This window comes from Nocardiopsis sp. LDBS1602 (assembly GCF_035818715.1).
In the GTDB taxonomy this organism is placed as follows: domain Bacteria; phylum Actinomycetota; class Actinomycetes; order Streptosporangiales; family Streptosporangiaceae; genus Nocardiopsis; species Nocardiopsis alba.
Window position 1 is genome coordinate 1 of the sequence record NZ_JAYLVW010000015.1, and the last position, 21221, is coordinate 21221.

Annotated in this window: 17 protein-coding genes; 9 read left to right on the forward strand and 8 right to left on the reverse strand. The window is 71.1% G+C overall.

The features are described 5' to 3' along the window. Window positions 1-147: 147 nt before the first annotated feature. Window positions 148-714, reverse strand: coding sequence for a GNAT family N-acetyltransferase (locus tag U9J66_RS25395; protein WP_326338980.1), 567 nt, complete (start codon window positions 712-714; stop codon window positions 148-150). Between the two features lie 149 nt (window positions 715-863). On the opposite strand from U9J66_RS25395, the gene U9J66_RS25400 reads away from it, so the two are divergent. Together U9J66_RS25400 and U9J66_RS25405 are read left to right on the forward strand one after the other, a co-directional pair. Continuing rightward, window positions 864-2501 carry a serine hydrolase domain-containing protein gene (locus U9J66_RS25400; RefSeq protein WP_326338981.1) on the forward strand — a complete coding sequence of 546 codons (1638 nt, stop codon included), beginning with the start codon at window positions 864-866 and terminating at the stop codon, window positions 2499-2501. Window positions 2502-2625: 124 nt separating this feature from the next. Next, window positions 2626-4230, forward strand: a complete 1605-nt coding sequence (locus U9J66_RS25405) for a serine hydrolase domain-containing protein (protein WP_326338983.1) — start codon at window positions 2626-2628, stop codon at window positions 4228-4230. Between the two features lie 15 nt (window positions 4231-4245). On the opposite strand, the gene U9J66_RS25410 is transcribed toward U9J66_RS25405, so the two are convergent. Together U9J66_RS25410 and U9J66_RS25415 are read right to left on the reverse strand one after the other, a co-directional pair. Then, window positions 4246-4923: a response regulator transcription factor gene (locus U9J66_RS25410; RefSeq protein WP_326338985.1), complete on the reverse strand. Its 678-nt coding sequence runs from the start codon at window positions 4921-4923 to the stop codon at window positions 4246-4248. Then, a complete protein-coding gene (locus tag U9J66_RS25415; RefSeq protein ID WP_326338987.1) occupies window positions 4920-6206 on the reverse strand; it encodes a sensor histidine kinase in 1287 nt (428 codons plus the stop codon). The genes U9J66_RS25410 and U9J66_RS25415 overlap by 4 nt, the downstream gene beginning before the upstream one ends. Before the next feature lie 135 nt (window positions 6207-6341). Here U9J66_RS25415 and U9J66_RS25420 point away from each other — a divergent pair, with 135 nt between their 5' ends. Together U9J66_RS25420 and U9J66_RS25425 are read left to right on the forward strand one after the other, a co-directional pair. Continuing rightward, on the forward strand, window positions 6342-6749 hold the full coding sequence (locus U9J66_RS25420) for a thiol-disulfide oxidoreductase DCC family protein (protein ID WP_014912584.1): 408 nt from the start codon (window positions 6342-6344) through the stop codon (window positions 6747-6749). Window positions 6750-6766: 17 nt separating this feature from the next. Next, window positions 6767-7159 carry an SdpI family protein gene (locus tag U9J66_RS25425; protein WP_042282948.1) on the forward strand — a complete coding sequence of 131 codons (393 nt, stop codon included), beginning with the start codon at window positions 6767-6769 and terminating at the stop codon, window positions 7157-7159. A 4-nt stretch (window positions 7160-7163) separates the two neighbouring features. Here U9J66_RS25425 and U9J66_RS25430 read toward each other — a convergent pair whose 3' ends face one another. Next, window positions 7164-8099, reverse strand: a complete 936-nt coding sequence (locus U9J66_RS25430) for a 3-methyladenine DNA glycosylase (protein WP_237450105.1) — start codon at window positions 8097-8099, stop codon at window positions 7164-7166. A gap of 59 nt (window positions 8100-8158) precedes the next feature. Here U9J66_RS25430 and U9J66_RS25435 point away from each other — a divergent pair, with 59 nt between their 5' ends. Continuing rightward, window positions 8159-8755, forward strand: a complete 597-nt coding sequence (locus U9J66_RS25435) for an HD domain-containing protein (RefSeq protein ID WP_042282945.1) — start codon at window positions 8159-8161, stop codon at window positions 8753-8755. Window positions 8756-8762: 7 nt separating this feature from the next. On the opposite strand, the gene U9J66_RS25440 is transcribed toward U9J66_RS25435, so the two are convergent. Continuing rightward, on the reverse strand, window positions 8763-10535 hold the full coding sequence (locus tag U9J66_RS25440; protein ID WP_326338988.1) for a hypothetical protein: 1773 nt from the start codon (window positions 10533-10535) through the stop codon (window positions 8763-8765). Window positions 10536-10671: 136 nt separating this feature from the next. Next, entirely contained in the window at window positions 10672-11091 is a 420-nt protein-coding gene (locus U9J66_RS25445; protein ID WP_326338990.1) for a hypothetical protein, read from the reverse strand. A gap of 161 nt (window positions 11092-11252) precedes the next feature. Between U9J66_RS25445 and U9J66_RS25450 the strand changes: the two genes are divergently transcribed. Then, a complete protein-coding gene (locus tag U9J66_RS25450) occupies window positions 11253-12677 on the forward strand; it encodes an aldehyde dehydrogenase family protein (RefSeq protein WP_326338992.1) in 1425 nt (474 codons plus the stop codon). A gap of 100 nt (window positions 12678-12777) precedes the next feature. Here U9J66_RS25450 and U9J66_RS25455 read toward each other — a convergent pair whose 3' ends face one another. After that, a complete protein-coding gene (locus U9J66_RS25455; protein ID WP_326338993.1) occupies window positions 12778-13857 on the reverse strand; it encodes a trypsin-like serine peptidase in 1080 nt (359 codons plus the stop codon). A gap of 1215 nt (window positions 13858-15072) precedes the next feature. Further along, entirely contained in the window at window positions 15073-16710 is a 1638-nt protein-coding gene (locus tag U9J66_RS25460) for a CocE/NonD family hydrolase (RefSeq protein WP_017533613.1), read from the reverse strand. 274 nt (window positions 16711-16984) lie between these two features. Between U9J66_RS25460 and dxr the strand changes: the two genes are divergently transcribed. The 3 genes from dxr to ispG all read left to right on the forward strand — a co-directional run bounded on the left by dxr (window position 16985) and on the right by ispG (window position 21030). Beyond that, a complete protein-coding gene (gene dxr / locus U9J66_RS25465) occupies window positions 16985-18187 on the forward strand; it encodes a 1-deoxy-D-xylulose-5-phosphate reductoisomerase (RefSeq protein ID WP_326339009.1) in 1203 nt (400 codons plus the stop codon). Window positions 18188-18215: 28 nt separating this feature from the next. Next, window positions 18216-19574 (forward strand): M50 family metallopeptidase, encoded by a 1359-nt coding sequence (locus tag U9J66_RS25470; RefSeq protein WP_017533615.1) that lies wholly within the window; start codon window positions 18216-18218, stop codon window positions 19572-19574. A 301-nt stretch (window positions 19575-19875) separates the two neighbouring features. Then, the gene (ispG, locus tag U9J66_RS25475; RefSeq protein WP_014910877.1) at window positions 19876-21030 is read left to right on the forward strand and encodes a flavodoxin-dependent (E)-4-hydroxy-3-methylbut-2-enyl-diphosphate synthase; all 1155 of its coding nucleotides are present in this window, start codon (window positions 19876-19878) and stop codon (window positions 21028-21030) included. Window positions 21031-21221: the final 191 nt, after the last annotated feature.

Consider the following 21221-nt stretch of genomic DNA (forward strand, 5'->3'; position numbering starts at 1 on the left):
CATATCGGGTCGCGGCTCCTTGGGTGTCTTCTCCGCACGCGCGGGTACGGCCTCTACCGGATTTTGAAGTGTCGGGGTTGGGGGGGTGGGGGGGGGGGGGGGGGGGGGGGGGCCCCCCGCGCCCCCGTCGTTCCCGGGCCACCCCGCTCAGGAGGGCGGGTCGACCGGGCGGGTGAACCGACGGCATACGTGGACCCGGCGGAACCTCGCGCGCATCCGTGCCTCGTCGGCCAGGTCGGCGTGCACGAGGGCCCCGGCCACCGAGAACCCCACCGACGGGCTCGCCGCGTGTCCGGCCTCCTCACGGTCGGCGATCACGTGCAGGTAGTGGTCGTGGTCGGTGAAGCCCATCGCCCGGTACCAGGCCAGGGTGCCGGGATCGTCCCGGGTCCAGGCGTCGATCGTGTGCGCCCCGGCCTCACGCGACCGGTCCCGCAGGGCCTGGAACAGGAGGCGGCCCACACCGCGCCCCTGGTGATCGGGGTGGACGGCGATGGTGTCGATCGTGGCGACGCCGCTCTCGATCTCCGCGCCGAGAACACCCACCAGGACGTCGTCGACGGTGGCGACCAGTTCCACGGAGGGCTCGCGCAACGTCGGCCTGACCGGATCCACGTCGTCGAAATAGGCGGTGTAGAGGAAGGACAGGGCTCGGCAGCGCAGCCACGGGTCCTCGTCCTCGGGACGGTAGGGGCGGATCTCGATAGGGTCCATCGGGCCATTCTCCGCACCGGCACTCGCGCCCACCACCGGTTTCTCCGGGGATATGACGGTTGTCATCGTGGAGGTGGGGAGGAACGCACGGCGTCGTCGATGACAGCGGCGACTGGCCCGGGGCGGCGCCTCTCCACCACCCTGGGAGCATGACGTCCTCCGACACCCTCACCGCGCCACCATCGCCCCCTTCGGGCTCTCCCCGGAGCCGGGGCAAGAGCCCGGCCGCACCCGGACGGATCTGGCTGCTCGCCCTGGTCGTGGGTGTGATCGCCGCGGTCCTCGCCCACCTGTTCGCCCCCGCCCGGGCCACCCCGGCCACCGGGATCGAGGGTGACGAGACGCTGGCCGCCGACGTCGAACGGATCCTCGGCGACCGGATCGTCGAGGTGCAGGGGCTGTCCGTGGCCCGCTTCGACCTCGACGACCCCGAAGCGGTCGAATGGGCCTCCGGCGGCACCGCCGACGGATCCACCCCGGTGGGCCCCGACACCCCCTTCGAGACGGGGTCGGTGATGAAGGTGATCACCGGGATGCTGCTGGCCGAGATGGTCGAGCGGGGCGACACCTCCCTGGATCGCACCCTCGCCGAGATCTTCCCCGACATCGACTTCGACGACCCCGAGGTCGCCTCCATCACCCTGGAGGAGATGGCCACCCACCACTCCGGGCTGGGAGCCGTCCCCACCGGGGACGAGAACACCGTGCTCCTCGACTCCCTGCTCCTGATCGGCCCCTACGAGAGCGCCACCCCGCCGGTGGAGGGGCTGGTCCACAGCACGGCCGGTTCCAAGGAGCACTACCTCTACTCCAACCACGCCTTCGCGGTCCTGGGCCACGCCCTGGCCGCGGAGGCCGACAGCACCTACCCCGAACTGGTGCGCGAACGGATCCTCGACCCGCTGGGCATGGACGACACCGAGGTATCCGCCGAGCGTCCCGAGGGCGGGGTCCTGCCCTACTTCGAACCGGGTGTGCGGGTGGCCCCCTGGACCGCCGTCGACTACGCCCCGGCGGGTGTCGCCACCTGGAGTACCGTCTCCGACCTGGTCACCCTGGCCGCGGCCGTCGACGACGGCACCGCCCCGGGAGCCTCGTCGGTCGAGGTTCTGCGGGAGGCGGTGACCACGGCCGGGGAGGTCTCCGAGGAGGAGCCGGCCGGAGGCGGGGACGAGGAGACGGTCATGTCCCTCGGGATGGCCTGGCATCACCTGCGGTTCCCCGACGGCCGTGAGGTCACCTTCCACAACGGCAAGGTCTACGGCTCCTCCACGACGGTGATGTTCGACGACGAACACGCCGTGGTCCTCATGGGCAACTCCTACACGCTCCAGGAGACCGGACTGGCCCTGGGCCTGCTCGAGGGAGAGTCGGGAGAGCCCCTGACCGAACCCTCGACCGCCGTACCGTTCGTCCTCGGCATGACCGTGTTCCTCCTGGTCGTCCCGCCGGTCCTGCTGCTCGCCCTGATGATCGGCCGCCGTACCCTCATCACCCGGCGTCCCCTGGACCGGATGCGGATCGTCTCGTTGAGCCTGGGCAACCTGGCCTGGATGGTCTACCTCCAGCGCGGCGGGGTCTGGACCGATCTGCCCTCGGTGGCGTTCCCGCTCGCCTTCGGCGCGGTGGCCGCCGCCATCACCGTCGGGGTCTGGCACTGGCGCCGGGTCCCGGTGGAGGCGGGCCGGTTCCGGTGGCTGCACGTCACGGTGTTCGTGCTCTCGACACTGTTCTCGCTGACCCTGCTCGGCACGATGGCCTACGCCCTGGCCGTCGCCTACGTCTGACGATCGTTCCCCGGCCGTGGACGGGTCGGGGAACGACACGTGACATCGGGCATCGTCGAAGACGTGACACCGGCATGACGTCCGTGACTGGTGGGGGAGGGGCACGCCTCGGAAGGATCGAGGCATGTCCTTCCCCGCATCGCCCCCGGTACCGGCCGATACCCCGCCGACCTCCGCGCCCCGGCGGCGCCCCCGTGCCCCCGCCGCCCCCCGACGTGTACTGCTCATCGCCCTGGCGGCGGGGGTGGCCGTCGCCCTCCTGACACTTCTGCTCCTGCCCCTCCTGCCCCACCGCTCCGCGACCGGTGCCTCGGTCGAGGGGGATCCGGGGCTCGCGGCGGACGTCGAGGCCGCCCTCGATCCCGCCCAGGTCCAAGGGCTGGCCGTGGCCCGCTTCGACAACGACGATCCCGACGCGGCGGAGTGGGTCTTCGCGGGGACCGCCGACGGGTCGACCCAGGTCGGCCCCGACACCCCCTTCGAGACCGCGTCCGTGGTCAAGGTCCTCACCGGGATGCTGCTGGCCGACATGGTCGAACGGGGCGAGACGTCCCCGGACCGGACCCTGGCCGAGGTCTTCCCCGACATGGACTTCGCCGACCCCGAGGTCGCCTCGATCACCCTGGAGGAGCTGGCGACCCACCACGCGGGCCTGGTCACCGAGACCGAGACGGGGGCGGGTTCTCTCCTGGCCGTGGTGCAGGCCGACATGTACCGGTGGGCCCGGGACCCGCTGGAGTTCGTCGCCGGTACGACCTCGTTCGGGCGGGGCTCCTACCAGTACAGCAACGCCGGATACGCGGTGCTCGGCGAGGCGCTGGCCGCCGAGGCCGGGATCGACCGCGCGGATCTGCTCCGGGAGCGGATCCTGGAACCGCTGGGCATGGACTCCACCGTCGCCCTCGCCGACGGGGTCCCCGAGGGCGGCGCGGGACCGCACGGCGAGGCGGGCGCCCGTATCCAGGACTGGCGCAACACCGACTACGCCGCCGCCGGGATCGCGGTGTGGTCCACCCCCGAGGACCTGACCCGGCTCATGGCCGCCGTCGCCCGCGAGGAGGCGCCCGGTCTCGCCTCCCTCGATCCGGTCCGTGAGCGGGTCGACTCCGCCCTGCCCGGCGCGGCCCCCGAGGGCCTCGGTATGGGGCTGGGCTGGCACCTTCTGGAGGTGCCCGACGTCGGCGAGGTGTCCTGGCACAGCGGGGGCACCCTGGGCAGCCGCTCCATGATCGCCACCGACGGCGAACGCTCCGTCGTGATCATGGCCAACAGCTTCGGAGTGGAGGCCCCGGCGCTCGGCTTCGCGCTGCTGGGCGAGGACCCGGAACCCGTTCCCTCGGTCCGGACGGCGCCCGTGCAGCTCGTGCTCACGGTGTCCTTGTCCCTGCTCGCCCCCACCCTGCTGTTCGCCTTGGCCCTGCGTCGCCGCACCCTGATCACGCAGCGTCCCCTGGACCGGTTGCGGATCGTCTCGCTGGGGCTGGGCTCCCTGGCCTGGCTCCTGTACATCCTGCGCAACGGCGCCTGGAGCGCGGTACCTCCGGCGGTGTGGGCCGCGGGGGTCGCCTTGGCCGTCGCCGGACTCGCGCTGGGCGTGTGGCACTGGCGTCGGGTCCCGGTGGAGGCGGGCCGGTTCCGGTGGCTGCACGTGACGGTCTTCGTGTTCTCGACGCTGTTCTCGCTGACCCTGGCCGGCCTCTCCGGCTGGTCGCTCCTGACCACTTGGTGACCGGAGCCGTCGGGCTCAGGAGCGTTCGGCGTGCCAGAGCGCGAGGGCGGTGCGGTCGCGCAGGTCGAGTTTGCGCAGGATGTTCGTGACGTGGTTGCGGACCGTGCCCTCGGACAGGTGCAGCGTTCGGGCGATCTCCCGATTGGTGGAGCCCCCGCCGACGAGACGGGCCACGTCCGTCTCCCGTTCGGTGAGCCCGTGGCGGGCCGGAGGCGAAAGAGCGGCCTCCGGCCCCGCCGACGGGGAGGACGGGGACGGCGCCAGGGTGGCGATCAGCCGTTCGGCGGCGTGCCCGAAGAGCACGCTCTCCCCACGGGCCGCGCGCCGGACGGACTCCGCGACCTCCTCCGGCTCGGCGTCCTTGAGCAGGTAGCCCCGGGCGCCGGCGCCCAGACAGGCCAGAAGGTGTTCGTCCTCGGCCAGCCCGGTCAGGACCACGACGGACGTCCCCGGGTACTCGACGGCCAGCCGCCGGACCAGCTCGGTGCCGTCCATCCGGGGCATGTGCACGTCCACCAGGGCCACGTCGGGGAGACCCTCGGGCGCGGTGTCGGCGAGCAGTTCCAGGGCCTCCACGCCGTCGGCGGCCTCACCGACCACCTCGATGTCGCCCTCCGCCGCCAACAGCCGGGCCAGGCCGCGCCGCACGATCCGATGGTCGTCCACCAACAGGACCCGTACCCGCTCGCTCACCGCGCCGCCTCCGTCCGTCGTTCGTGTGCCGCGGTCGGGATCCGGGCCCGCAGCCGGAACCCGCCCTCCTCGCCCGGGCCGACCTCCAGTGTCCCCTCCAAGGCGCCGATCCGTTCACGCAGGGCGGTCAGCCCGAACCCGGGAACCCGGTCGCCGGGCCCCCGCCCGTCGTCCGAGACGGTGATGTCGAGCTCTTCAGGGAGGGCGCGCACCAGGACCTCGGCCCGATCGGCGTCGGAGTGGCGCAGCACGTTGGTCAGGGCCTCCTGCACACACCGGAAGGCGATCAGGTCGGCCTCCCCGTCCGTCCCCTCGGGCCAGACGCCGGTGGTGGTGAAGGAGGTCGCCACACCCAGCAGGCCGAACGACTCGGTGAGCGAGCGCAGCGCCTCGGGGCCCGAACGTTCGGTGAGGGAGAGCGGTTTGAGCGCCCGGACCCAACGGCGGGTGTCGGCCAGCGCCTCCTTGGTGAGCCCACGTGCCTGCGAGACGTCGGTGCGCAGCTCCTCACGCAGCTCGTGGGGGACCTGATCGGGCAGTTCCTCCAAGGCCCGTTCGGCGTTGGCCAGGCACAGATGGACGGCGCTGAGGTGGTGTCCGGTGCTGTCGTGCATCTCGCGGGCCATACGGGCGCGCTCGTCGTCGATGGCGCGTTCCCGATCCCGAGCGGCGTGCCGGCGCAGCAGTTCGTGCGCGTGTTCCAGTTCGGAGAGGAGTTCGCGGGTGCGACGCGCCCGCTCGGCGGAGCGCACGAGCAGCACGACCGCGGCGACCGCGCAGAGGCCGTAACCCATCATGATGGCGCCGTTGACCAGCGCGTACCCGTTGGGCAGGGCGGGGTGGGACAGTCCGAACAGGGCGTTGACCGCGCCCACGAGCGCGGCCTGGAACAGTCCTCCGCGCACCCCGAAGGCACAGGCCGCCATGGCCACGGAGATCGCCACGAGCGCGTTGCCGCCGAAGCCCATGATCGGAAAGACCGGGATCGCCAGGACGAGGAAGAACGCGGTGGCGGCCCGGCGCCGGGCGGGGGCCTCGGGACTCCACCCCGTGAACGGCCACAGAAGGCACAGGGGTACCACGCAGAGCATCATGCCCACGTAGAACGCGTCGGGGTAGGGCAGGCCCGGTGGGACCACCACCCCGATGAAGAGGGAGTCCAACACGCGGACCAGGGCGGAGAGGAACACCGTGACGACGAACGCCACGTGCGCCACCGGGTGGGGGCGAGGGCCCCGGGGGTCGAGCCCGGGCCCGGTGAGCCGTCGGAGGAGGGCAGCCATACCGTCCACTCTCCCAAATCCGACGGAACGCGCGTCCCGCCCATGACGGAGGTCCCATGACATCCGTGACCTACCCCTCGTTCCCGTTCGGCGGGAGAATGGGCGACGGACCCCGGCCCCGGGTAGGAAGGGGGTATGGGACATTCTCGCGAGACACCCCACATCCCCTCCGCCGGCCTGTTCCTCTACGACGAGGACTGCGGGTTCTGCCGGCGTTCGGTGGACTTCGCCCGTGAGCGGGTGCGCACCCGCACCGCGTTCGCGGCCTGGCAGGACGTCGACCTCTCGGCCTTCGGGCTCACCCCCGAACAGGCGGACGAGCAGGCCTGGCTGATCCGGAGCGACGGAGACCCGGTCGCCGGGGGAGACGCGATCGCCGGCGTGCTGGCGCACGGTCGGTTCCCCTACCGGACGTTGGGCCGTCTCCTCGCGCTGCCCGGGGTCCGCGTGGTCACCCGCCTCGCCTATCGGGCGGTGGCCGCCAACCGGTACCGCCTGCCCGGCGGCACCGCCGCCTGCGCCCTGCCTCCCAGAGGCGCCTGAACACGGAAGGGGACCGCGTGATCGCGAGCCTCCCGCTCCGGGCCGCCGAAGAGACCATCCCCCTCGGCCCGCTCGTCCTGTTGACGCTGACCACGGCGGGCGGAGCGCTCCTGCTGATCGTGATGGGGGTCATGGGGGCACGCCGGAGGATCCGGCCCAACGATTTCTTCGGGATCCGGACCGCCTACACCAGGTCGAGCGAGGACGCCTGGTACGCGGTCCACGAGGCCTCCGCGCGCTGGACGGTCGTGGCGGGTCTGCTCTTCCTGCCCGCCGCGATCCTGCCCCCGCTGATCCCCGACCCGAGAGGTCAGATCGCCGCCGTCCTGGTGCCGATGGGCGTGGGCGTCGTCCTGCTGCTGGTGGGCTCCTGGCGGGGACACCGCGTCGCCCGGCGGCGTCGGCCCTGAGGGGTCAGACGGAGGCGTGGGCGCGCAGGGAACGGCACACGTCGAGCAGCCGTTCCCGCAGCACCGCGCCGCGCTCGGCGAAGTCGCGCTGGTACTCCATGTAGGCGGCCTTGCCCTCGGCGGTCTCGATCCGCACCGGCTCGTATCCCCACGCGAGAAGGTCGTAGGGGGAGGCCCGCATGTCCAGCTCTCGGATCTCCCGGGACAGGTCGAAACAGTCCATGACCAGCTCGGAGGGGACCGCCGGGGCGAGCTTGTACGCCCACTTGTACAGGTCCATGTTGGCGTGCAGACAGCCCGGCTGGTCCAGATCGGCCTGGGCCTCCCTGGTGGGTCGGAGCGTGTTGAGGGGGCGCGCCGGTTCGGTGAAGAACCGGAAGGCGTCGAAGTGCGAGCACCGGATCCGGTGCGACTCCACCACCCGGTCGGTGCCCTCGTGCCCCAACCGCAGCGGCACCTGGCCGTGCCGCACCTCGGAGGTGCGGTAGACCATCGCCCACTCGTGCAACCCGAAACAGCCCAGATGCGCCGGGCGGGAGGCCACCGACGACAGCAGCCGTTCCACGAAGTCCAGGATCGGACGGGCCGCCAGGAAGGCGGGCACGTCCAGCCCCACACCGCCGTCGGCGCCGCGCGGTTCGGTGTAGAAGCGCTCCGAGAGCCGATCCCGGGCGGCCTCGCCGGCCAGGAGCGTGCCCGCACCCGGATGCCACTGGCGCAGCCGGGCGGGCTTGAGGTTGTAGTAGGTGAACAGGAAGTCCTCGACCGGATGGCGCTCGCCCGCGCTCCGGCGTCGCAGATGCTCGGAGGTGGCCGCGTCCACGCGCGCGGCGTGGCGTTCGGCGCGTTCCCGCCACTCCGCCTCGGCCAGCACGGTCGTGGCGGTGGCGTTCTCGGTCGGCACGGTCTCCGTCCCGGTGGTCGCGGTCGTCGTTCCCATCACGGCCCCAGGGTACGCGCGGTCGCCGGAGCCGCGGCCGTGCGTCTAGGCTTCCGAGAGTGCTGATCCCCACCGATGACCAGATCCGGGCCCTCCACGAGAAGTACGCCCCCACCGCCGAGGCCTTCGAGCGCGTGTACACGCACTGCCGTGCGGTGTGCGCGGTGGCCGAACGGCTCCTGGACCGCCCCGACCCGGGGGTCGACGTCGCCCTGGTCCGGGCCGGCTGCCTCCTGCACGACATCGGCGTCTACCGGCTGATCGACGCCTCCGGGAACATCGACTCCTCCCGCTACGTCGCCCACGGGGTGCTCGGTCACGAACTCCTGGCCGGCGAGGGGCTGCCCGAGACCCTGTGCCGGTTCTGTTCGCATCACACGGGTGTCGGGGTCACCAGCGGCGACGTCCGCGAACAGGGGCTCCCCGTCCCGGTCGCCGACTACCTCGCCGAGACCGCCGAGGAGGAGCTGGTCATGTACGCCGACAAGTTCCACAGCAAGACCGACCCGCCGACCTTCCTCACCGTCGACACCTACGCGGCCAAGGTCCGCCGGTTCGGCGCCGACAAGGAGATCCGCTTCAAGGAGATGGTGGAACGCCACGGGGCGCCCGACCTGGACCCGATCGCCCGCCTCTTCGGCCACGAGGTGATCTGACCGGCGCTCAGTTGGACTGCTGGACCGGCAGATGCCGGCCCAGGTAGCCGACGTAGACCCGGTTGGTGGTGTCCGGACCCAGGTCGGGATAGAAGTACAGCCTGGGGCAGATCCCGTACTCGATGTCCAGCTTGATGTGCGCGTACATCGGGACCCGACCGGTCGGATCCACCTCGGTCGGCACCCGGAAGAGACGTTTCTCGTTGAGCTTGCCCCGATTGCGCACGTGGTCCGACTCCTGCGAGGCCAACCGCTTGACCGGGATCACCCGATAGCCGTCGGGCTGATCGCGCAGGTAGGAGTGGAAGCCCAGACCGCTCCCCGGGTTGTCGAACTGGTAGCGGGCGTAGTCGTTCAGGGCGGTCAGGGCCTCCCAGGCCCGGGTCACCCACAGACTCTCCTTACGGCTGTCGGCCAGCTCGTACACCGTGTGGTCCTCGATGGTGAAGAACAGGTGCGGCAGCGCCGTGTCGTCGGTGATCCGCTCCAACAACTCGGGCACGCCCGTGGGCGGTCGCCGCTCGGGGTCGCGCGGCGCGGGCGAGGCCGCCAACCGGAACAGCCCCTCCTCCCGGATCCGCTCGCGCAGCCACCGCGCCTCGTAGCGGGCCAGCCGCGCGTTCTCGCGTTCGGTGTCCAGCTCCTCGGTCAGGTCGGCGGTCTCGGCGAGCAGATGGTGGTGCTCCTCCGCCAGCTCGGCGAGCCGCGCGTTGAGTCTGCGGACCTCCTCGCGCAGTCTTCGCGCCTGTCTCTCCCGGGCCACCGCCTCGGCCTGCTCCGGCACCGGCGGAGACTCCGTATCCGGGCTCTGGAGTCGGACGGGGGAGGGGGCGGGCGGAAGCGAGGCACGGGATCGACGCAGATCGTCGGTCTCCTCGCTCAACAGGGCGTCGATCGCCCGGAGCGGCCCCGGAAGCCGTTGGGACAGGGCGCTGTCGCGCACGCCTCGGGCCAGGGTCGCCCCCACCCAGTTGCGGACCCGGGGCCCCTGCCGGGCGGTGTCCAGCGTGGCCGGACCCATCCGAGGGTGGCGTGAGGCGTCCTCCTCGTCGTCGGGGTCCACCCCCGGCAGGAAGGTGCGCATCCCGCCGTCCGGGATGTCCAGCCCGGGAGGGAGCAGCCGCTCCATCCGTTCCAGGGCGGCCGCGTCCAGCACGTATCCGGCGCACATACCGGTACATCGGGCCAGGGCCCCGGCCATGGAGTCGCGCCAGTCGGCGACGGTCACGTCCGGGGGAGCCCCGGTCGCCACGATCGCCGCCCGCCGAAGGGGATCGAGCACGGAGGCGTGCAGCGCGGCCACGTCGGCCTCGTCACGACCGCGCACGATGCGCGGCACGGACGGCATCGGGCACGCGCCGTCGTGGGCGTCGACCGCGTCCAACAGCATGCGCGCCGCCTCGGGAGGCATCACGTCCAACCGGGAGATCTCCGAGGGCGTGCCGGGGTCCGGGTCGACCGTCATGTCCAGCCACAGGTGCCGTTTCGGGGACAGGGCCGGGTCGACCACCACGGTGATCAGGGTGCGCCACAGCCCGTCGGGTTTCTCGGATTCGGTGGTCAGACGCAGGAAGGTGAGGCCTTCGTCGGCGTTGTCGTGCCGTACCACCAGAGCGCGGGAACGGTTGCTGAGATCGTGCCGCCCCGAGACGTCGAAACCCACGCGCGCGCCGGAACTACCGCGCTTGCTCAACCACCGTGAGAGGACGGAGGAGGTGACGGCGACCAGGTCTCCGTCGTCCCCCGGGACGGTGACGAGCGTGCGGTGGACCAGCGGCAATGGGCACTCCCGGGTTTCCCGTCGACTGCGGTGGACCCGAGGGTCCGACCGAACACCTCGACGGGACCCTCACCCACCACTGTCCACCAAGGATCGCCCGGACGCCAGCGGTTGACCGAAGATCATCGCCCGACGCTCACATCTTCGCCTCCAGGACGTAGCGTCCCTCGACCCAGGGGACGTCCAGGTCGTCGACGTGCACCCGCCACTCCGCGTCGGGCAGGGCCTCGCGGAGCCGGGTGAGGGCGGCCAGGTAGTGGCGGACCTGCGCCATCAGCGTCTCGAACCCCGCGCGTGGCGAGGAGAGTCTGCTCGACCCGGCGAACAGCTCGCGAGGACGCTCACCGATCGAGTACGGGGCCAGGGGTTCGAAGATCTCCCCGGGGTCGACGAGGTCCTCGGGGACCTCACCGCTCTCCCGCCACTCCGCGAGCCTGTGGCGGGCCTCCTCCAACAGGGCCCGTTCTCCCTCGTCCACGATCCTCGTCAGGACGGCGTGCTCGTCGTCGGACAGCGGGGTGTCGCGATGGGCGGTGTAGTAGAGGCCGACGCTCATCCTGTGGGTCCCTCCCCGGGTCGTGGACGGCCATCATGCCGCCGAGCACCGACGATCCGGCCTCGGAGACCGGCCACTACTCCACTGTGGCCAAGAGCGGGCCCTCGTTTGGCAAGGGTGGACAAGGCGGGCCGGCCTGAGCGGCGGTTAGCGTCGCCGACATGACCACGCACCCGTTCTGGCTGGCCGGCACCGCCGCGACCGGCGACACCGAGATGACCGTTCTCAACCCCTACACCGGCGAGGCCGCGGGCACCGTCTCCGTGCCCACCCCGGAGCAGGTCGAGGAGGCCGTGGCCGCCGCCCACGCGGTCGCCGCCGAGGCCGCGGCCCTGCCCGCGCACGTGCGGGCCTCCGCCCTGGACCACATCCAGCGGCGGATCGGCGAACGCGCCGAGGAGATCGCCCAGGTGATCACCGCCGAGAGCGGCAAGCCCATCAAGTGGGCCCGCGCCGAGGCCGGACGCGCCGTGTCGGTCTTCCGCTGGGCCGCCGAGGAGGCCCGCCGGGACAGTGGAGAGCTCCAGCGTCTGGACACCGACGCCGGCGGCGTCGGCCGCATGGCCCTGATCCGGCGCGTGCCCAAGGGCCCGATCCTGGGCATCTCGCCGTTCAACTTCCCGATCAACCTGGTCGCGCACAAGATCGCCCCCGCCATCGCCGTGGGCGCCCCCATCATCCTCAAGCCGGCGCCCGCCACCCCGATGACCGCGCTCATCCTCGGCGAGATCATCGCCGAGACCGACCTGCCCCGCGGCATGGTCTCGGTGCTGCCCATGCCCAACGAGTCGGCCGCCTCCCTGATCGTCGACGAGCGGCTGCCCGTGGTCTCCTTCACCGGTGGCGCCTTCGGGTGGGAGATCCAGCGACGCGCCCCGCACAAGCACGTCACCCTCGAACTGGGCGGTAACGCCGCCGCCGTGGTGCTGGACGACGCCGACCTGGAGCACGCCGCCAAGCGCATCGCGCTGTTCGGCAACAACCAGGCCGGGCAGGTGTGCATCGGCGTACAGCGCGTCGTGGTCACCGACGCCGTCCACGACGACTTCGTGGCGCGCCTGGTCGCCGAGGTGGAGACGCTCGGGACCGGCGACCCCGCCGACCCCAAGACCGACGTCGGCCCGCTGATCGACGAGGCCTCCGCCGAGCGCGTCGTCTCCTGGGTCGAGGAGGCGGTCGCCGGAGGCGCCCGCGTGCTCACCGGAGGTGCCCGCGACGGGGTGACCGTCGCCCCCACCGTCGTGGCCGACGCCCCCGCCGACGCCAAGGTGGTGCGTCAGGAGGTCTTCGGGCCGGTCCTGGTCGTCCAGCGCGTCGCCGACACCGACGCCGCCTTCGCCGCCGTCAACGACAGCGACTACGGCCTCCAGGCCGGGGTGTTCACCCGCGACCTGCCCACCGCCTTCCGGGCCCACCGCGAGCTGGAGGTGGGCGGCGTGGTCATCGGCGACGTGCCGACCTTCCGCGCCGACCAGATGCCCTACGGCGGCATCAAGGGTTCGGGCGTGGGCAAGGAGGGCGTGCGCTCCGCGATGACCGACCTCACCGACGAGCGCGTCATGGTCCTCACCGGTATCGACCTGTAGGGGCGATCCGGCCCGCGGGGGCGGACGACGAACGGCCGGCGGTCACCCGGGAGAACGGGTGGCCGCCGGCCGTGTTCGCGAGGTTCGGGAGGAGGGCGGTTCAGACCCCGCTCGCGTGCTCGAACAGCTGCCGGGCCTCCGCTCCCAGACGGGGACCGTACTGGGTGTTGCGGTCGTCGGCGTACTTGAAGCTCACCACCGAGGAGATGGTGCCCTGCCCGGTGGCCGGGTCGAAGTCGGAGAACCAGGGGCCGCCGCTGGAACCCTGCGTCATGGTGCAGCGCACGCCGTTGGCGGTGGTGCCGCCGGTGTCCGGCACGGTCCGGCCCGAGCAGTAGTGCAGCGAGCTGCCGTCGAACGGAGAGGCCGAGGGGTATCCGAAGGTGTACACCTGGACCCCCTGTCGGGCGCGCTCGTCGGTCCAGGTGTCGAAGGAGATCCGCTGCGCGCCGACCTCGTCCTGCACCGCTGTGGAACCGTTCTTGTTCAGCACGACCATCGCGAAGTCGTAGCTGTCGTCGGCCTTGTCGGCCCACCGCGGCGGGACCATCAGGTCACGGGCGGTGTACTTGCCGTAGGGGCTCTCCCCGTCGGCGTAGCCGGGCACGAAGGTCCAGTTGCGGGCCCAGGATCCGCGGCCGTCCTTGGCGCAGTGGCCGGCGGTGACCAGCGTGCTCTTGTTGGCCGAGTCCACCACCGAGGCCGAACACGTGAAGTCGCGTCCGTCCATGGTCAGGTACACCTTGCCGGTGGTGCGGGTGACCAGACCGCCGTCGTTCCAGCGCTCGCCGTCGCTGTCGGGGCGGGAGGCCTGCGGTTCGGTCTCGGTGGCGCCGCCCGGAGAGGCCAGGTCGAGGGTGGAGTCGAGCAGGCTGGTGATCGGCTGGGCCGACGCCATCCGCTCGCTGGTCCAGTAGTCGAGGACGCGGGTGTTCTGGGCCTCGGTGAGGGCCCCGGTCTGGTGGGCGACCCCGTCCACACGAGTGGCGGCGGCCTGGGGGGAACGGGCCGGATCGTCGGAGGGGTCCGAGGATTCGGTCGGGGTTTCGGACGAGGTGTAGAGGGCCTGTGTGACGGCCGATGCGGGCTCGGGGAGCCGGTCGATCATCGCCAGCCCCCCGAGGGCCACCGCGGCCGCGGCCAACGGGGCGAGGATCTTGTATGTGGTGGACGAGGTCATGCCCACGATCTTTCCATACCCGGAGTAACCCTTTAGCTACTTCGGGTTTGTGTCGCAGGTTTTTCGGGCACCCGAGTGTCCGGTTTTGGCCCGGCCGTGTTCGTTCTGGCTCTTCCCTTGAACGAGGGCCCTCGAGGGGGTGAGGTAGGAGGGCAGGTACCCCGTCACCCCCTGTGGTCGGGGTGGGAGGGCGTGTCACCCTTACACCCTGCTGGGGTCGGGGCCCGAGAGTGTTTGCTTTGGCCCTCCGCCGGCGCTTCGGGCACTCCCTGGAGTTGGTGTAGGAGGACACGTACCGGTTGCACCCCCCGTGTCTGAGGCAGGAGACCGTGTGCCGGTTACACCCTGCTTCGGTTGATGCCCGAAAGTGTTTGCTTTGGCCCTCCGCTGGCGCTTCGGGCCGTGTTCGGGCGCCCTAGGAGGGAGCGTTCTTCATCCTCGTCTACGCCTGGCTCGTTCCTCGCGGGCGGCTTGACTCGTCTTGCAGAACACTCCCGGCGCCCGAACGGGCAACCCCCTATGGCCGTTGTGGGAGACCGCGTGTACCGACCCCCTGGGGTGTCGGAGGGTGCGGGGTCCTACCTTCACCCCTGGGGTGTGACCCGCCGCTCGATCTCCTACCCCGACCACAGGGGGTGTGACGGCCACCCGATCTCCTACCTTCACCCCTGGGGTGTGACCCGCCGCTCGATCTCCTACCCCGACCACAGGGGGTGTGACGGCCACCCGATCTCCTACCTTCACCCCTGGGGTGGGACCGACACTCGGTCTCCTACATCGGCCCCGGGGGGTTGCCCGTTCGGGCGCCGGCGGGGTTCTGGAGGTGCCGCAGGTGGGGTCGCGAGGAACGAGTGACCACACCGAAGGTGCCGAAGGTTCCCGCCTCCCCTGGCGCCCGAACACGGCCCGAAGCGCCAGCGGAGGGCCAAAGCAAACACTTTCGGACCCTGACCCAGGCAGGGTGTAAGGGTGACACGCCTTCCTACCTCAACCTCCTGGGGTGTAACGGCCACACACCCTCCCACCTCTACCCCCTGGGGTGTCACGGTCACGTGCTCTCCTACCTCGACCCCCTGTGGTGACCGGTGCACGGTCTCCTACAGCAACCCCAGGGGGTGTGACGGCCACCCGCTCTCCTATCTCAACCCCCCAGGGGGTGTGACGGCCACCCACCCTCCTACCTCACCACGAGGGGGTGGGTGGCCGAAGCGAACACTAAAGAGACAGGGGAATGGAGACGCGGGTGGGGTTCTCCTCGGGGGAGGTCACCTCGACGCGGTGGCCGACGGTGCTCTCGGAGAGGTAGCGGGCGTCGCGGCTGTCGACCACGACCGCCAGCCGGTGTCCGGCGGGGACGTCCCACACCACCGACGACAGTTCGGTCTCCACCGTCACGGGGGTGCCGGGGGTGCCGTCGCGCAGGGTGTAGGGGGCGTGGCTCAGCAGCGAGCCCACTCCCCGGGAGTCGATCGCGTACAGGTACACGAACACCGACTGGTCCACGGCGGTCGGGGTGAACGTGAACGTCACCTCGGGGGTGCCGGCGACCCGGGCGCCGTCCGGATAGGCGGGGCTGGTCCACACGGCCGCCCGGTACCGGTCCACGGTGGGCAGCAGGACCCCGGTGGGCACGTCGAAGAACTGCTGGAGCGCGCCCGACAGGATCACCGTGCCGCTGCGCGCGGTCGTGCCGATCCCGGTCCGGAAGTCGTAGTCCCAGCCGGTCGCCGGTTCCGTCTCCATGGCGCCGGAGCTCTGCCAGCGCAGCCAGTCCTTGCTCGGCTCGCCGAGGTAGTACTCGTCGGTCCCGGTGGTCACCGAAGCCCAGTCGGGGTGCGAGGTCCATCCGCCGCGACCGTTGTTGGGCTTGACGCGCACGGGGTCCTCGGAGCCGATCCCGTTGTCCTCGCCCTTGAGGTGGTGGTCGAACCAGCGGGCCAGGTCCTCCCAGACCTCGTTGGGCAGCCCCACGGCGCCGAAGGCCTCGGGGGTGGCGTGGTCTCCGGGGGTGAGCATCAGCCGTTTGGGGCCCGAGAGTCGTTCGTAGAAGTCGGTGATGTGCCCGACCGGGAACATCCCGTCGTTCCAGCCGTGCGCGATCATCACGGCGGTCCCGTTCTCGTTGATCCGGTCCACCTTGGTGGCGGCGGAACGGTCCGGGGACAGGTCGAGGGCGGGCTGGATGTTGCCGCGCCGGTATTCGCGTTCGATCTCCTCCAAAGCCGCCCCGGGGCGCCCGAGCAGGTTGCCGGCCAGGAGCAGGAGTTCGGCGGACTGCACGTCGACGGTCTCGCCGGGGTAGAGGGAGGCGCCCAGGTCGGCCCAGCCGCTCATGGAGGCGACCGCTCCGATCCGGTCGTCCTCGGCGGCGGTCAGCAGACTGATGCCGCCGCCGTAGGAGATGCCGGCCATGCCGATCCGCTCGGGGTCGGCCTCGGTGTGCTCCAGGGCCCAGTCGATGACGGCGCTCGCGTCGGCGCGGTCCTCGGGGCCGGCGACCTCGATGCCGCCCTCGGAGTCCCAGAAGCCCCGGGAGGTGTAGGCGACCACCTGGTAGCCGGACTCCTCGGCCAGCTTCTTGGCGGCGCCGACGTAGAGGATGTGCGGGGTGCCCCAGGCGGAGGGCATGACCAGGAGCGGGTGCGGGCCCTCGACACCGGTCGGGGTGATGACCTTGGCCCTCAGCTCGGTGCCGCCGTGGCCGGCGATGGTCTCGTAGGTGATGGTGGAGCCCACGCTCTGGGCGGCGGCGGGGGCCGGGGACAGGAACGCGGCGACGAGTACGGTCGTCACCGCCAGGGCGAGTACACGGGGGAGCGTGCCGACGCGGGCACGGGTTCTGACGGGGATCATGGCGAAACCTCGTTCGGGGCGGGGGAGAGGTTCCGATGGGTCGTCGCGCCTCACCATCGGGGGGAGGGCCGGCGTTCGGTCGGACCGGCCGTGTTCGGCGTCTCACTTTACTGTGAGGTAACTTACTCAGTGGTCAAGTTAAGCGATACGCGCCCGCCTGTAAACCTCCCGTGACGCCACGATGTCGCCCGGGTCGAGGAACCCCGAAGCACGGCGGAGCCCCGTGCCGGTGGGCGACAATGGGACGGTGCGAGAAGAACAGCAGCGAACAGTAGTGATCCTCGGGTCCACCGGATCCATCGGGACCCAGGCCATCGACATCGTCCTGCGCAACCCCGGACGTTTCCGGGTGGTGGGGCTGGCCGCGGGCGGCGGACGCGTGGATCTGCTCGCCGAGCAGGCGGCACGGCTCGGCGTCGAGCGGGTGGCGGTGGCCGACCCCGAACGGGCGGCCGATCTCGCCCGTCCGCTGAAGGAGCGGGGGGCCTCACCGGAGGTGCTGACCGGGGCCGAGGGCGTGGCCGAGCTGGCCGGCTCCCCCTGCGACGTCGTCCTCAACGGGATCACCGGGGCCCTGGGACTGGAGTCCACCCTCGCCACGCTGCGCGCCGGGACCACCCTGGCCCTGGCGAACAAGGAGTCCCTCATCATCGGCGGCCCGCTGGTGCGCGACCTGGCCGCCCCCGGGCAGATCGTCCCGGTCGACTCCGAGCACTACGCCCTCGCCCAGTGCTTCCCGTATCTGCCCGAGGGCGAGCTGGCCAGCCCGGCCCAGGGGCTGGTGCACGCCCGCCGCGACGAGGTGCGCCGTCTCGTCATCACCGCCAGCGGCGGCCCCTTCCGCGGCCGTAAGCGCGAGGACCTGGCCGAGGTCACCCCGGCCGAGGCGCTCGACCACCCGACCTGGAGCATGGGCCCGGTCATCACCGTCAACTCCGCGACCCTGGTCAACAAGGGTCTGGAGGTCATCGAGGCCAGCCTGCTGTTCGACATCCCCTTCGAGCGGATCGACGTGGTCGTCCACCCCCAGTCGATCGTCCACTCCATGGTCGAGTACGTGGACGGCACCACCCTGGCCAAGGCCAGCCCGCCGAGCATGATGATCCCGATCTCCTACGGCCTCGGCGCGCCCGAACGGGTGCCGGACGCCGCCCCGGGCATGGACTGGACCAAGGCCCAGAGCTGGACCTTCGAGCCCCTGGACGAGGAGGCCTTCCCCGCCGTGCGGATCGCCGCCGAGGTCGGCGCCGAGGGCGGCACCGCCCCGGCCGTCTACAACGCGGCCAACGAAGAGGCCGTCGACGCCTTTCTCGGTGGAAGGCTCGCGTTCCCGGCGATCATGGACACCGTCTCCCAGGTAGTCTCTGAACACCAGCGGACGGACCGCCCGGGAGCCTCGACCCTGACCCTGGACGACGTGTACGCCGCCGACACCTGGGCCCGAACCCGCGCGCGCGAGCTGCTGGCGCGCGGCTGAGGACCGATTCTGGCTTGAGGAGAGATACATGGTCGTGCTGCTGACCGTGGTCGGGATCATCCTGCTCGTCCTGGGACTGCTGCTCTCGATCGCCTGGCACGAACTCGGCCACATGGCCACGGCCAAGATGTTCGGCATCAAGTGCACCGAGTTCATGGTCGGCTTCGGCAAGACCCTGTGGTCGACGAAGCGCGGCGAGACCGAGTACGGCGTCAAGGCGGTGCCGTTGGGCGGTTTCGTGCGGATGGTGGGCATGCTCCCGCCGTCCCGTCGCGAGGCGGATCAGAGCGCGAAGAAGATGTCCCGGTGGCGGGCCATGGCCGAGGACGCCCGTGAGGCCTCCTACGTCGAGTTGAGCCCCGAGGACGAGGACCGGCAGTTCTATCAGCGCTCCCCCTGGAAGCGTCTGATCGTCATGTTCGCCGGTCCCGCGATGAACCTGATCCTGGGCGTCGCCCTGCTGGGCGTGCTCTTCATGGGCATCGGCGTCTACAAGGACACCACCGAGATCGGCCTGGTCACCGAGTGTGTGGCCCCCATGGGCAGTACCGCCACCGAGTGCACCGACGACCTGCCGCCGACCCCGTCGGCGGAGGCGGGGCTGCTGCCCGGCGACGTGATCGTCTCCGTGGGCGGCACCGAGACCCCCGAGTGGGTCGACGCCAACCGGGAGATCCGGGCGGCCGACGGCCCGACCGAGTTCGGTGTCGAGCGGGACGGGGAGCGTTTCACCACCACCGTCGACATCATCCAGAGCGAACTGCCCGCCCGTGACGCCCAGGGCGATTTCATCTACGAGACCGATGAGAAGGGCGACCACGTCTACGACGAGCAGGGCCGTCGTGTCCTGGAGAGCGAGACGGTCGGCTTCCTGGGCATCGTCTTCGCCAAGGAGCGGGAGACCCTCACGGTCGCCGAGTCCGCCTCCGAGACGGGCGACATGCTGGTCAACGTCGGCCAGGCGATCATCGCCCTGCCGAGCAAGGTGCCCGAGGTGTTCGGCGCCGCCTTCCTGGGGGAACAGCGCACCGAGGACTCACCGGTCGGGATCGTCGGCATCTCCCGCATCGGCGGCGAGATCATGTCGCAGGGGCTGCCGGTCGCGGACACCGCCGCGCTGATGATCAGCATCCTGGCGGGCGTCAACCTCTTCCTGTTCGCCTTCAACCTGGTGCCGATCCTGCCGCTGGACGGCGGGCACATGGCCGGGGCGATCTGGGAGTCGATCAAGCGCGGGGCCGCGCGCCTGTTCCGACGCCCCGACCCGGGGCCGGTGGACATCGCGATGCTCACCCCCGTGGCCTATGTGGTGGTGGCCTGCTTCCTGGTGTTCAGCGTCATCCTGCTCGTGGCCGATCTGTTCAACCCGGTCCTGTTGTTCGGCTGATCGATCCGGCCGGGCCGAAAGACCACCGAGGGGCACGGAACATCCGTGCCCCTCGGCGCGTCTCGGGGCGGATGCGGGGGTGAACAGGGGACGAACCGGTGTGAGTGCCGCCACGAGGGGCGGAGCGGTGCTTCGGAGGCGGGTAACCTTGGGTGCGCGTTCCGGGAACGACGGCACGGCCCATCGGCCGACCGAACGGTGCACCCGAACGCGGAGCCGGCGCCGCTTCGGCGCCCCTCGCTCCCACGAACCGCGACATCAAGTGCCGCCCCCCTCCGGCGGCAGACGAGGTGAATCAAGCGTGACCGTCGATCTCGGTATCCCCGAAACTCCGCCGCGCCCGCTGGCGACCCGGCGCAAGACGCGGCAGATCATGGTCGGGAACGTTCCCGTGGGCGGTGACGCCCCGGTGTCCGTGCAGTCGATGACGACGACCCGCACCTCCGACATCAACGCGACCCTCCAGCAGATCGCCGAGCTCACGGCCACGGGGTGTCAGATCGTCCGGGTGGCCGTGCCCACCAACGACGACGCCGACGCGCTGCCGATCATCGCGAAGAAGTCGCAGATCCCGGTGATCGCCGACATCCACTTCCAGCCCAAGTACGTGTTCGCGGCCATCGAGGCCGGTTGCGCGGCCGTGCGCGTCAACCCGGGCAACATCAAGAAGTTCGACGACAAGGTCGCCGAGATCGCCAAGGCCGCGGGTGAGGCGGGCACCCCGATCCGGATCGGCGTCAACGCCGGTTCTCTCGACAAGCGTCTGCTGGCCAAGTACGGCAAGGCCACCCCCGAGGCGCTGGTGGAGTCCGCGCTGTGGGAGTGCTCGCTGTTCGAGGAGCACGGCTTCCGGGACATCAAGATCTCGGTCAAGCACAACGACCCGGTCGTGATGGTCAACGCCTACCGTCTGCTGTCGCAGGCCTGCGACTACCCGCTGCACCTGGGCGTCACCGAGGCGGGCCCGGCCTTCCAGGGCACGATCAAGTCCTCGGTGGCCTTCGGCGCCCTGCTCTCGGAGGGCATCGGCGACACCATCCGCGTCTCCCTGTCGGCCCCGCCGGCGGAGGAGGTCAAGGTCGGCGCCCAGATCCTGGAGTCGCTGGGCATGCGCGAGCGCGGCCTGGAGATCGTCTCCTGCCCGAGCTGCGGCCGCGCCCAGGTGGACGTCTACACGCTCGCCGAGGAGGTCACCGCCGGTCTGGAGGGCCTGGAGGTGCCGCTGCGCGTGGCCGTCATGGGTTGCGTCGTCAACGGTCCCGGTGAGGCGCGTGACGCCGACCTGGGTGTGGCCTCGGGTAACGGCAAGGGTCAGATCTTCGTCAAGGGCGAGGTCATCAAGACCGTGCCCGAGTCCAAGATCGTCGAGACCCTCATCGAGGAGGCCATGCGCATCGCCGAGGAGATGGGCGAGGCCGGGGCCGAGGGTGAGCCCAGTGTCTCGGTGACCGGTTGATCCCACGCTCGGCCCCGCGGGGATCGAGCGTTCGTGAGGGGGAGTGCGGCGTGGGCCGTGCTCCCCCTCACTCGTTTCCGGGGGAGGGAACAGCCCGCACGGTGGCGCTTACAGGTGCCGGTGGGTGTCGAGTGGTGTCGTCGCAGGTCAGAAAAGCGCTGTTACCCAGGGTATCCATCTGTGGCAAGTGT